This is a genomic window from Halorubrum alkaliphilum, from assembly GCF_017873815.1.
In the GTDB taxonomy this organism is placed as follows: Archaea; Halobacteriota; Halobacteria; order Halobacteriales; family Haloferacaceae; genus Halorubrum; species Halorubrum alkaliphilum.
Map to the genome: position 1 here is coordinate 162203 of NZ_JAGGKQ010000001.1, position 11511 is coordinate 173713.

The following is an 11511-nucleotide window of genomic DNA, read 5'->3' on the forward strand; positions in this document are numbered from 1 at the left end:
CGGGATAGAACCGCTATACCCCGGTTGTTCGCTTCCCAAACCCGTTAATATTAAATACAGAACCACCTTTTATACTGAGAGATATATGGTATCGAATTTACTTGAGGCGGACGTAGAAAACGTCCTGGACGAGGCGTTCGCGGGGACGGACGAGGAACTACTCGTGGTCGACCCGTCCGCGGAGACCATCGTCGCGCTCGTCGAGGCCGGCATCCGACGAGAGAACCTTCCGCGGATATCAATGCTCGGCGCCGAGCGCGTCTTGAAGACCGTCATGGACGACTTCCTCGTCGCCTCGAAGGCGGCGGATCTCGTCTCTGACGGCTCGCTGTCGCTCAGGATCCTCCCGGACGACGTCGACAACGCGTTGTTCGTGTCGCCGTCCCGTGCGGTGGCGATCGTGAGCGCCGCGAATCGGGTTGCCGCCCTCTCCACGACGGACGATGCCTTCGTCTCGGAAGTGTACGAGACGCACCGAGAGGCGTTCGAGGACGCCGAGGAGTACACGCTCCGAACCCCGGCGATCAGTCGGGTTCGAGAGACATTGGCGTCCGACATCGGGGAGGCAGCACGCGACGACTTCGACGCGATCCTCGAGTCGCTAGAAGCCGCCCGTGGCGGAGCGAACGGACTCGACGAGGTCACCGTCTCGTTGCTCGTCGCCGCCCGCAACGACGTGCTGTTGTACGACATCTCGAAGTGGGGAGAGGACATCGGGATCGCCTCGAAGGCGACCTTCTCGCGCACCAAGACGCGGCTCGAGGACCTCGGGATCATCGACACCGAAAAGGTCCCCATCGATGTCGGCCGCCCCCGACTCCGGCTTAAAATCGGCGACGACCGGCTCGTCGGTGTCGACGCCGCCGAGTTCGCGGAGATCGCCGTCGACCTGATCGAATAGCGGATCGGGTCTCATAGCGGATCCGATCGGGGGAGTCGAACGGTCTCTCGTGCCCGCCCCCGCGGGCTTTTTTTGCCCTCTTCCCGTCTACATCGTCATGGATATCGGACTGGTCGGAGACGGGCCCGCGGTCGCCGCCGTCGAGACCGCGCTCGGCGACGTTGACGTGAACGTGATGCCGGTGGAGCCGGCACTGTTGGACGGGTTCGACCTCGGCGTCGTCGTCGGAACGACCGGGTCCGAGGCGTTCGAGACGGCAAACGATCGGCTGGATCGGTGGGTTGCCATCGAGGTCGGCGGGCTCGGGGGAGTGCCGATCGAGGGCGTTGACGCTGCGGTAAGCGTCCTCGACGACGCGTGTTACGACTGCCTGCGGGTCCGGGTCGCTGCCGGCGATACCGAACCGGCGGAGGCTCCGCGCGGGACGCGCTCGGCGGTTCGCTACGCGGGGGCGGTCGCCGGTCGTCGAACGATCCGACTGCTCGCCGGCGACCCGGTCGCGGACACGGTTCTCGAAGTTCCGGGACCGGAGCGATCGCTGGTTCCGGTGCCGGGTTGTGGCTGTGGCCCGGAGCCGGGAGACGCGCTCCCGAGAGCGGGGGAGGAACGCTCGATTGACGACGCGCTCGACCGTGCGGAGCGCGCGGTCGATTCCCGGATCGGCCTCCTCTCCGAGGTCGGCGAGCGCGAGTCGTTCCCGCTCCCCTACTACGTCTCGCGGCTCGCGGACACGACCGACTTCTCCGACGCTCGGGCCGCGGAGTTCGCCGGCGGTGCCGACGACGGCTGGGACGCCGCGTTCATGAAGGCGCTCGGCGAAGGACTCGAACGCTACGCTGCTGGCGTCTACCGGTCGGCCTCTTTTATAACCGGGACCGCGGACGACGTCCCGAACCCGGTGGCTCCCGGCGCGTTCGTTCGCCCGGAAAGCGCCGCCACCTACGACGCCGACGACACCCTGCCATGGACGACCGGCGAGCGGTTGGTATCGAGCGGGGACGACGGCGGTGGTCTCGTGAGCCTCCCCGCGGAGTTCGTGGCGTTTCCGCCGCCGGAGAACCGATACCGTCCCGCGATCACCACGGGGCTCGGCCTCGGAAACTCCGGGCCGGAGGCTGCGCTGTCCGGGCTCTACGAGGTGATCGAGCGCGACGCGACGATGACGACGTGGTACTCGACGACGGAGCCGCTGGGGATCGACGTGGACGACCCGACGTTCGACCGGCTCACGAAGCGCGCGCGAGCGGAGTCGCTGACGGTCTCCCCGTTGTTAGTCACGACCGACATCGACGTCCCGGTCGTCGCGGTCGGCGTCCATCGTGACGGGGAGTGGCCCCGGTTCGCGGCCGGGTCGGGCGCGGACCTCGATCCCGTCGCCGCCGCGCGGAGCGCGCTCGCGGAGGCGCTCCAGAACTGGACGGAGCTCAGGTCGATGGGAGAGGCGGCGGCCGACGACGAGAGCGCCGCCATCGGACGTCACGCGTCGTTCCCGGATGTCACTCGCGAGTTCTTCGATCCGGACGCGACGGTTCCGGCGGAGGGGCTTGGCGAGCCGGAGCCGTCGGGGAACGCGGCGCTCGACGCGGTCGTCGAGCGGGCTCGGTCGGTCGGGCTCGATCCCCTCGTCTCGCGGACGACGACCCGGGACGTGGCCGCGCTCGGCTTCGAGGCGGTTCGGGTGCTCGTTCCTGAGGCACAGCCACTCTTCACCGGCGACCCGTTCTTCGGCGACCGCGCCCGCGACGTCCCGCGATCGATGGGATTCGAGCCGACGCTCGACCGGGAGTACCATCCGTTCCCGTAGCGAGACCATCGTTCGCGACCGCCCGACTCCGCTCGCACTCGTTCACCGTACCGACCCTACTCGAGTTCGTTCATCCTACTCCCCGCATCGGCCGAGCGTTTATATATCCAAAACAATGATGAAATAGTACAGCACATGTCGTTAGACGCCGACGGTACCGACGAGAGCGACGGATCCGCGGCACCATCGGAAGCGGCGAACGCGGGGGCGGACGCCGCGGTTAAATCGTCGGACCCGGGGACGGACGCCGCCGGCGTGAAGCGTCGACGGTTCCTTCACGGGGCAGCAGCAACCGCGACCACAGGAGTCGGACTCGGCGTCGCGGGGTGTCTCGGCGGGGAGGAACCGTCGGGGGATGCCGGCGACCTCCCGGAGCCTGCCGCGAGCGTCACTCGCGAGAGCGACGGCGAGGGGGTCATCTACCAGTACTTTCACACGCCTTGGAGGGAGGTGGAAGCGGACCTCGACCTGCTGGCGGACGCCGCGGTCGACGCGGTGTGGCTTCCGCAGCCGGCTCGCGGAAAACTCGAGTTCCAACACCTCGCAACGGCGGATCAGGAGGGGTTCTACGAGCCGGAACACCCGGAGTTCGGCCACCTCGAACCACATCCCCCACTTGGCTACCAGCCCGTCGACCTCCGCGAGTTCGACGGCGCGCTCGGCACCGAAAGGGAACTCCGGTCGCTCGTCGAGACGGCTCACGACCGCGGCATCGAGGTGATCGTCGACACCGTGCTCAACCACATGGCGAACCCCGACCCCGCACCGGCGGACCTGTGGGGCGACGCGGACGACCCGACCGCGACGACGCGGCTCGACTGGCCGCAGTTCGAGACGGAAGAACACTTCACACACGTCCCCGCTGACGACTACCGCGGCGAGATAGAGAACGACCAGTACGACGAGTCGCTGTTGGCCCTTCCGAACCTCGACGTTCGTCATCCGGAGGTACAGGCGGCACACGCCGACTACCTGACCGCTATTACCGACATGGGGGTCGACGGCGTTCGGTTCGACGCCGCCGCACACGTCTGGCCGTGGTACTTCGAGGAGGAGATCATCCCACTCTGTGCGGATCTCGGCCTCTGGCGCGTCGGCGAGGTGTGGGAGGAGAGCCACACCGACAGGCTGCTGGAGTACGTCGACACCGGGATGGACGTGTTCGACTTTCCGCTGTACGCCGACGTGGTGGACGCGTTCGAGCAGACCGATCTCTCGCTCGTCGCGGAGGGAAACGGAGTGGTCCACAAGAACCCCGACGCCGCCGTCACCTTCGTACAGAACCACGACGCGGCCGGACCGGGTGTCGGGCCCGGTTCACCGGAGGGCGAGCCGATGCGGCTTGCGACCGCGCTGATCCTCTCGTATCCCGGCACGCCACACCTGTTCCACACCGCCGTCGGCGAGGACCTCGAGGACGACCGCGTTCGGGACCTGATCCGCGTCAAGAACGCGCTGGCGCGCGGCGAGTTGGTCCATCGTCACGTCGGCAGGGAAGTCTACCTCTACGAGCGCGAGGGGAACCTGCTCGCCGGAATCAACGTCGGTGACGACCTCCACACGTACACCGTCGAGGCGGGCTGGGAGCCGGGAACTGCCCTCGTCGACTACGCGGGCGAAGGGGAGCCGATCGAGGTCGACGATACCGGCGAAGTCGCCGTAAGCGTGCCGGGCGGCGACTACGTGATGTACGCCCCCGAGCAGTCAGTTACCCACGACTGAAGTCGCAGGCTCGTCAGTGAACCCCCTGCCGAACGCCGAGCGAGGACCCCGGACGACCCGGGTATGAGGCACCGCGCCCTCCCAACGTTTTTAAGTATCCACGCGTCGCCGGGACGGACATGGACATCGTATCGGACGAGTCGACGGAGTCGACCGAGGCGGTCCCCGGAGTTTACCTGACGCGGGGTCCGACCGGCGAGAAGGCCAGCATTCAGCGCTTTTATATCGAACCCGGCGCGGAGGTACCCGAACACGACCACCCCCACGAGCAGGTCGGAACCGTCACGAGCGGAACGCTCACGTTCGTCGTCGACGGCGAGGAGCGAGCCGTCCACGCGGGCGACACCTTCGCGATCCCCGGCGGCGAGCCCCACGCCGCGGTCAACGAGGGGGACGTCCCGGTTGAGGGGTTCGACGTGTTCGCGCCGCCGCGGCCGAACCCGGACTGGGAGGAGTGAGACGAAGGCGGTTTTCGCCCCCGTCTCGGTCGCTTTTATACGTCCGAACCGAACCCTCGTCCGAGCATGGCACGCGCGAGCGCCGGGGCCCGCCTTCACTTCGGCTTCTGTAACCTGAGTCTCTCACACGAGCGGCTGTACGGAGCGCTCGGACTGGCGCTCGCGGAGCCGCGGGTGGCCGTCTCGGCGACCCCCGCGGAGACGGTCACCGTTGCTCTCACGGACGACGGGGTCGCCGACGGCGAGATCGGGAACCCGAACGCCCCCGGAACCGGGACGGCGGACGCGATCCGCGAGGACGTCCGTGGGTACGCGCTCGCGGCCACGAACCGTCTTGACGTTCCGGGCGCGTCGATCACGGTGGAGTCGTTGCTCCCGCGACACGCCGGACTGGGAAGCGGCACGCAGTTGGCGGCGACGACGCTCGCGGCGGTCGCACGAGCACACGATCGGGAGCCGCGGGTCCGCGAGCACGCTCCCGCCCTCGGTCGCGGCGGGCGGTCCGGGATCGGCGTCGCGGCGTTCGAGTCGGGTGGGTTCGTCCTCGACGCGGGCCACCCGACCGCGCGGTTCACCACCGACCGCCCCGCGGACGGCGACTGGACCGTTCCGCCGGTCTCCGCGCGTCATCCGGTCCCGGAGGACTGGCGGTTCCTGCTCGTTCAGCCGGACGCCGAACCGGGGCGAGACGGGGCCGACGAGGGCGCCTCGATGCGCGCCGCGGTCGAGCGGGCGGATCCCGGGCTGGCAGACCGGATCGCCGGCATCGTCACCCGGCGCGTGCTCCCCGCGATCGCAACGGGACGCGCGGAGGCGTTCGGCGCGGCGATCGCGGCGGTCGGGCGACTCAACGGCGCGTGGTACGCCGACGAGCAGGGCGGGGTGTACCGACCTCCGGTCGGCGACGTGGTGGCGTCGCTGTCGTCGTCGCCCGCGGTGTTCGGCGCGGGCCAGTCCTCGTGGGGACCGACCGTGTACGGCGTCACGGACGCCGACCGCGCCACGGCGGCGGCCGAGGCGGGCGATCGAGCCCTCGATCGGGCCGATATCGGCGGAACAGTTTCAGTCGTCCGCGCAACCAACGAAGGGGCCCGGGTCGTCGGCGATGGGGCCCGGAGGGTCGGCGACGCAACCTCCCGTTCCGCCGACGGGGATGAGGGACAACACTAAGCGGGACGACGACCCGTGTCGAGACATGTCGAGTCTGCCGTTTGGCGTCGCCCGCTTGGATTCGATTCTCGACGGGGGCGCACCGCCGGGAAGCGTGGTGTTGCTCGCTGGCGAATCGGGAGCCGGCGCGCGTGAGTTCCTCTACACGAGCGCGGCGATGAACGCGCTCGCACGAACCGACGAGGAGCTGTTCGACCTGTACTACGGCGACGTACCGGGCAACGCATCCGTTCCGCCGGAGGTCCATTACCTATCGTTCACCGCGGGCGAGGACGCGCTCACCCGTGAGATGGGGTACACGATGGCCGACGAGGTGGTCGACGCCGCAGTCGAAGGGATCGAGTTTCGAGATCTCTCGCCGGAGTTCTTCCAGCTCAGTCCGATCCCGCGGGAGTGGTACGAGGGCGAAACCTCCTCGATCACGGAGTTGGGAGATCGCGGCCGGTATGACGACGTACTCACCGCCTTCGGCGACTACCTCACCGAGAACGCGACGGGGAACCTCGTCTGTATCGACTCCGTGACCGACCTCGTGAGCGTCGTTTCCGACGACATGGAGTGGAGCGACATCGCGATGGTGATGAAGGGGTTAAAAAAGGCGGCCGCCCGCTGGCAGGGGCTCATTCTGGTGTTGGTCAACGAGGACTCGCTGACCGATCAGGAGTTCGGGACGCTGATGGACGCCGCCGGCGGCACCCTCCAGTTCGCGTGGGAGAGCGGGGGGTCGAAGCGTGCGCGTACCATGTTCGTCCGGGAGTTCCGCGGGGTGCTCTCGCGGCTCGAGGCGGAGAACATCGTTCGGTTCGAGACGGAGGTCCACGACGGCGGGTTCGACATCAGCGACGTACGAAAGATCCGTTAAGCGATCGCCTCCGAGTATCGACTCGGAGAATCGTGCGACAGGTTACTTAAGTCTCCCACATCAACGGTATCTCGATGCGGAGGACCCGTGATGAGTGATCCCGGCCCGTCGGACGCCGTCGGCGACGTCAGTGACGTCAGCAGCGAGAGCGACGTCGACGATCCGACCGACATCGCGGCCCTGGAGTCGCGCGTGGAGGAACTCACGGAACGGGTCGATGAGGACGTCGAGGACCTTCGCGAGCGGCTCGTCCGGGTGTATCGCGATGTCGAAGGGAAAGCCGAGGAGGATCACACGCACCCCGAGACGACCGACCGGATCGACGCCGTTGCGGCCGATGTCGACGAGATGGACGAGGTCACCGCTCGACTGGAGACGGATCTCGACGCGCTCGCCGACCGAACCGAGTCAGTTGCGGGCGACGTCGCCGCGGCTGCGGAGTCGGCCGCGGACGCCGAGGATCGGGTCGAGGATCTGGCGGCGCGCGTCGAGTCGCTGGCCGACGCGAACGACGACGCCATGGACAAGCTCTCGCGGGTCGCCAGCGCAGTCGTCCGCACGCAGCGACGACTGCGGGCGCTGGAACGGGAGCAGTCCGAACGCGACCGTCTCGACGACCTCCTCGCAGAAGCCAATCGTCACGGGATCCGAACGGCGGAGTGTGACGGCTGTGGAAACGGCGTTCGACTGTCGCTGCTGTCGAAGCCGGAGTGTCCCTACTGTGAGGGTCGGATCGACGCGATCGATCCGGGTCGACGGTTCATCGGGACCACCTGGCTTCGCGTCGACAACACGCCCGCCCTCGAAGGAGCCGTCGCGGCGACGGAGGACGGCGGAGAGGCGACCGGCGGAGCCCCGGACGAGAGGGCCGCGAGCGGAGAGGCCACTAGAGGTTCCGCGAGCGGAGAACCGACGGACGGAAGAGCCGATGACCGGGAGGATCCGGCCGGACCGGATGTCAGCACTCGTGACGCCGGGAGCGACGACTCCTCCGACACCGGCGTCGGGGACGCGCGATGACCGGCCCGGAAGACGGCGACCCCGAACGCGATGGGATCGAGGGCGGCGACCCCGACAACGACGACCGGGAGGAGCTTCTCGGCTCGGAGGACCCGTCGGCCGCAGTTGCTCCGGATACGGATGACGACGTCGACGGAGATCCCTTCGAACGAATCGGGACCGACGACGAGGTCGACCCCTTCGCCGAGTTGGATGACGGCCAGTTGGATGACGATCGGAACGTCGACCACGAAAGCGGCGGGGACCACGAGGAGTCGGCCGTCAGTCAAGGGGGAGGAGACGTCTCCCACGACGGATCCCCGGACCGCGCTCTCGGCGCGAGGACGGAGCCGGACGGCGCGGACGACGGGACCGACCCGTTTGCCGAGCTCGACGCCTCACCCGACCCGGACGCACCCCCGGGGTCGGACGGGGACCCCTTCGAGCGGATGGCGGTCGACGAGGTCGACATGGACGACGTGTGGGACGCGCTCGACGACGACACGGACCTCCCGCCCGTTTCCGGGGACGAGTCGGGACCGGACACGCGAAGCGACGATGTCGTCGACAAACGCACCTACTGCCAGCGCTGTCCACATTTCGCTGAACCGCCCGAGACCGCCTGTACGCTGGAGGGAACGGACATCGTCGAGGTCATCGGCTTCGACGAGCTCCGCCTTCGAGGCTGTCCGATGGTGAGCGAGGACGGGCCGAGCTTCGACCGAAGCCGGTGACGACTCGGTCACCGAACCTAAACCGCTCGGGTACGGACTGATGGCCATATGCAGTTCTGTGACGACTGCGGCTCGATGATGGTCTCGACCGACGGCGAGATGCTGTGCCAGAACGACGACTGCGGGGCGACCACGGCCCGCGATGAAGGGCTCGCCGAGCGGTTCGAGTCGACCGTCGAGCAGACCGGCGACGAGCTGATCGAGACGGAAGAAGGCGCGAACTTCGAGGGGAAACCCACCGCCACCGACGTCGTCTGTGACGAGTGCGGCCACGAAGAAGCGTGGTACACGATCAAACAGACCGGCTCCGCCGACGAGCCGCCGACGCGCTTTTTTAAATGCAAGGAGTGCGGTCGACGCTGGCGCGGGTACAACTGATCGCGTCCCGGGCGTCGGGAGTGGTTCGAGAGTCGAGTGTCAGTCCGAAAGCCACGGCGCCATCGCCTCGGCGACCGCCTCGGCGACGTTCCCCGTCCGGCCGATGAAGAAGTGGTCGGCCTCGAACGCGACTGTCCCGATCCCCAGCGTCTCGCCGCGCTCGACGACCGGTTCCCAGTCGGCGGTCGAGTCACGGGTCGCGTACACAACTCGGACGGGGACCCCGTGGTCGACGAGGTCGTCGAGCGCGGCGATCGCGTCGATGTCGGCGTTCAGTCGCGCCGTGGGCGCGAGCGCGCAGACGCCGGCGAGATCGGGCCACGACGCGGCCGTGACGAGCGCGACGGTCCCGCCGAACGAGAACCCGAACAGGCCCACCCGGTCGTACCGCTCGCGCGCCCAGCCGACCGCCTCGTCCGCGTCGGTACACTCGCCGTACCCCTCGTCCCACTCGCCGTAGTCGAACCGAAGGCAGTCGATTCCGCGGTCCGCGAGCGCGTCGCTGACGGCGGTCAGTCGCTCGTCGCCGCGATGCCCACGGTGTTGCGGATGCGGGGGACAGGCGACGACGACGGCGTCGGACCGAGTTCCGTCGCTCTCGGCGATGTCCAGCGTCGCTCGCACGTCCCGCCCGCCCGGGATGAGAACGGTGTTGCTCACGGAGATATGAGGCGGCGCTCGTGCGCGATCACGGCACCTGCGTCACGTCGTCGACGCCGTCGAGGGCCTCGATGTCCGCGGCGAGGGCGTCCTGATCCACGCCGGCCTCGTAGTAGACCACGATATCGAAGGTGCCGTCACGGAGCAGCTGTTGACACTCCCAGACGAACGACTCATCGTCGAGGGTGAGTCCCTGGAACTGGTTCGAGGAGAAGTCGGTGTCGTCGTTGCCCGCCTCGATGTACGTCTCGCCTTTCGCGGCGTGCTCGGCGATGATGTCGTTAAGTTCGACGGTCAACTCGTGGAGTTCGAGGTCCTCCTGGCCGCTCAGCGTCGTGTGGACGACACAGCCGACGAGTTCGATGTCCCCGGGCTCTAGGAGCGCTTTCGTCCGCTCGTAGAGGTCGCTGTCGATAGCCTCGCTCATACGTTCGGTTTCGACCTCGGCGATTAAACGGGTGGCGATCCGGCCGTGGAGATCGGACTCTCCCGCGTCGACCGAGCGCGATCCCCACGGTTGTCGACGCGGACTCGGCCGACACGACTTAACCGGCGTCGACCGAACGAGAGATCGAGACGACCCATGACCGACGATGCCGACTTCGGGGATCGACTGGAGTCACGGACGGAGACGTATCTCGATCGACTGAACGACTGTATCGAGCACCTTCCGGAGGCCTTCGATCGATACGAGGCCGACGCGGAGTACCGCGAGACCGTGGAGCGGATCGGGGCCATCGAGAGCGAGTGTGACGAGCTGAACCGCGAGATAACCGGATCGATCACTGACTCCGGGCCCGAGGAGATGGGACTGCTCAACACCCGGATCAACTTCAACGCCGCGTCGCTCATCGAGCTGTACAACGATCTGGACGTGATCGCCAACCACACCGAGCGGATCACCCAAGAGCTCGCGATGACTCGCCCCGAACACGGTACCGCTCCCTTCGATGGATTAGCCGAGATGGCTGCTGAAACCGTCGAAATGGCGTCGGCGCTTCAGGGGGTCGTGGAGCGGTTCGTCCACGGACTCACCGTCCCGAACGCTACCGTGACCTTGGTGGAGGGGATCGAAACGGTTCAGAACGGCGAGAGCCGCTGTGACGCGATCCGCGACGAGGTGATCGAGACGGCCTTCGACGACGGGCGGACCGCCGACGCGCTGTTGTACCGCGAGTTCGCCATTCTCCTTGACGAACTCGCTAACACGATGGAGGACGTAACCGACCGGATCGTCGTCATCGCCAGCGACGAACCCGGGATCGTCACTGAACCATGATTTCAGTGGAGCCGTCTCTTTATATATCCTCAAGGCGCCGAAGCGTCGCCCGAACGTCTCCCGGTGTCGCGTACGGCCCGCCTTCCACGCGGTGGTCCGCGATCAGGATCGGGATCGGGTTCGCCCGGAGCGCGCTCGTCACGAGTTCGAGGTCCTCCGGCTCGTTGTCGTCGAGTCCGGCCAGCCGCGTCAGCCGACTCACTGAGACCGACTCGCCGTAGGGCACGTCGTCGAGCGCGTCGAGCACCGCACGCCGGTCGGTCGGGACCGTGAGCGCGGTGTCGATGTCGCCGAACGTCTCGCGATCGCCACGGAGATAGTCGCCGATCCGGTCGAGCAATGCGTGTTCGGTGTCGGCGTCGTCCGCGACCGCTCCGGGGAACGACACGGCGATGACACGACCGCCGGCGAAACCCACCTCGACGACGGCGTCGAGGTCGTCGTACTCGCGCGCGAAGACGCCGGAGGTACCGGTATCGTTCATGCCCCATGGTCGGATACGGCGACGCTTAAGCGGTGGGAAGCGTCTCGACCGGTGTTTGCG

The 11511-nt window shown here is 67.6% G+C and carries 13 protein-coding genes; 10 read left to right on the forward strand and 3 right to left on the reverse strand.

Annotation, left to right across the window (positions count from 1 at the left end; translation table 11 throughout):
• The first annotated feature begins 85 nt into the window (after positions 1 to 85).
• The 9 genes from tbsP to J2751_RS00830 all read left to right on the forward strand — a co-directional run bounded on the left by tbsP (position 86) and on the right by J2751_RS00830 (position 9028).
• Positions 86 to 901: a transcriptional regulator TbsP gene (tbsP, locus tag J2751_RS00790; protein ID WP_209482556.1), complete on the forward strand. Its 816-nt coding sequence runs from the start codon at positions 86 to 88 to the stop codon at positions 899 to 901.
• Between the two features lie 97 nt (positions 902 to 998).
• Positions 999 to 2705, forward strand: coding sequence for a YcaO-like family protein (locus tag J2751_RS00795; RefSeq protein WP_209482557.1), 1707 nt, complete (start codon positions 999 to 1001; stop codon positions 2703 to 2705).
• Positions 2706 to 2840: 135 nt separating this feature from the next.
• Complete coding sequence (locus J2751_RS00800; RefSeq protein ID WP_209482558.1) at positions 2841 to 4427, forward strand: alpha-amylase family glycosyl hydrolase; 1587 nt, start codon at positions 2841 to 2843, stop codon at positions 4425 to 4427.
• Between the two features lie 119 nt (positions 4428 to 4546).
• On the forward strand, positions 4547 to 4885 hold the full coding sequence (locus tag J2751_RS00805; protein WP_209482559.1) for a cupin domain-containing protein: 339 nt from the start codon (positions 4547 to 4549) through the stop codon (positions 4883 to 4885).
• 66 nt (positions 4886 to 4951) lie between these two features.
• Positions 4952 to 6055 (forward strand): beta-ribofuranosylaminobenzene 5'-phosphate synthase family protein, encoded by a 1104-nt coding sequence (locus J2751_RS00810; protein ID WP_209482560.1) that lies wholly within the window; start codon positions 4952 to 4954, stop codon positions 6053 to 6055.
• 25 nt (positions 6056 to 6080) lie between these two features.
• On the forward strand, positions 6081 to 6917 hold the full coding sequence (locus J2751_RS00815; RefSeq protein WP_209482561.1) for an RAD55 family ATPase: 837 nt from the start codon (positions 6081 to 6083) through the stop codon (positions 6915 to 6917).
• A 90-nt stretch (positions 6918 to 7007) separates the two neighbouring features.
• Entirely contained in the window at positions 7008 to 7937 is a 930-nt protein-coding gene (locus tag J2751_RS00820; RefSeq protein WP_209482562.1) for a hypothetical protein, read from the forward strand.
• Positions 7934 to 8650, forward strand: a complete 717-nt coding sequence (locus J2751_RS00825; RefSeq protein ID WP_245202523.1) for a hypothetical protein — start codon at positions 7934 to 7936, stop codon at positions 8648 to 8650. Before J2751_RS00820 ends, J2751_RS00825 begins: the two co-directional genes overlap by 4 nt.
• 48 nt (positions 8651 to 8698) lie before the next feature.
• Positions 8699 to 9028, forward strand: coding sequence for a transcription factor S (locus J2751_RS00830; RefSeq protein ID WP_209482563.1), 330 nt, complete (start codon positions 8699 to 8701; stop codon positions 9026 to 9028).
• Between the two features lie 39 nt (positions 9029 to 9067).
• Here J2751_RS00830 and J2751_RS00835 read toward each other — a convergent pair whose 3' ends face one another.
• Positions 9068 to 9688 (reverse strand): alpha/beta hydrolase, encoded by a 621-nt coding sequence (locus tag J2751_RS00835; protein WP_209482564.1) that lies wholly within the window; start codon positions 9686 to 9688, stop codon positions 9068 to 9070.
• 28 nt (positions 9689 to 9716) lie between these two features.
• A complete protein-coding gene (locus J2751_RS00840) occupies positions 9717 to 10115 on the reverse strand; it encodes a DUF5778 family protein (RefSeq protein ID WP_209482565.1) in 399 nt (132 codons plus the stop codon).
• 156 nt (positions 10116 to 10271) lie between these two features.
• Here J2751_RS00840 and J2751_RS00845 point away from each other — a divergent pair, with 156 nt between their 5' ends.
• On the forward strand, positions 10272 to 10967 hold the full coding sequence (locus tag J2751_RS00845; protein ID WP_209482566.1) for a DUF47 domain-containing protein: 696 nt from the start codon (positions 10272 to 10274) through the stop codon (positions 10965 to 10967).
• Between the two features lie 19 nt (positions 10968 to 10986).
• On the opposite strand, the gene J2751_RS00850 is transcribed toward J2751_RS00845, so the two are convergent.
• Positions 10987 to 11451, reverse strand: coding sequence for an MGMT family protein (locus tag J2751_RS00850; protein WP_209482567.1), 465 nt, complete (start codon positions 11449 to 11451; stop codon positions 10987 to 10989).
• Between the last annotated feature and the right edge of the window lie 60 nt (positions 11452 to 11511).

What these genes read in the sequence shown, in the direction of transcription:
- tbsP (WP_209482556.1), top strand. Translation starts at nt 86, where the DNA reads ATGGTATCGAATTTACTTGAGGCGGACGTAGAAAACGTCCTGGACGAG.
- J2751_RS00795 (WP_209482557.1), top strand. Translation starts at nt 999, where the DNA reads ATGGATATCGGACTGGTCGGAGACGGGCCCGCGGTCGCCGCCGTCGAG.
- J2751_RS00800 (WP_209482558.1), top strand. Translation starts at nt 2,841, where the DNA reads ATGTCGTTAGACGCCGACGGTACCGACGAGAGCGACGGATCCGCGGCA.
- J2751_RS00805 (WP_209482559.1), top strand. Translation starts at nt 4,547, where the DNA reads ATGGACATCGTATCGGACGAGTCGACGGAGTCGACCGAGGCGGTCCCC.
- J2751_RS00810 (WP_209482560.1), top strand. Translation starts at nt 4,952, where the DNA reads ATGGCACGCGCGAGCGCCGGGGCCCGCCTTCACTTCGGCTTCTGTAAC.
- J2751_RS00815 (WP_209482561.1), top strand. Translation starts at nt 6,081, where the DNA reads ATGTCGAGTCTGCCGTTTGGCGTCGCCCGCTTGGATTCGATTCTCGAC.
- J2751_RS00820 (WP_209482562.1), top strand. Translation starts at nt 7,008, where the DNA reads ATGAGTGATCCCGGCCCGTCGGACGCCGTCGGCGACGTCAGTGACGTC.
- J2751_RS00825 (WP_245202523.1), top strand. Translation starts at nt 7,934, where the DNA reads ATGACCGGCCCGGAAGACGGCGACCCCGAACGCGATGGGATCGAGGGC.
- J2751_RS00830 (WP_209482563.1), top strand. Translation starts at nt 8,699, where the DNA reads ATGCAGTTCTGTGACGACTGCGGCTCGATGATGGTCTCGACCGACGGC.
- J2751_RS00840 (WP_209482565.1), bottom strand. Translation starts at nt 10,115, where the DNA reads ATGAGCGAGGCTATCGACAGCGACCTCTACGAGCGGACGAAAGCGCTC.
- J2751_RS00845 (WP_209482566.1), top strand. Translation starts at nt 10,272, where the DNA reads ATGACCGACGATGCCGACTTCGGGGATCGACTGGAGTCACGGACGGAG.
- J2751_RS00850 (WP_209482567.1), bottom strand. Translation starts at nt 11,451, where the DNA reads ATGAACGATACCGGTACCTCCGGCGTCTTCGCGCGCGAGTACGACGAC.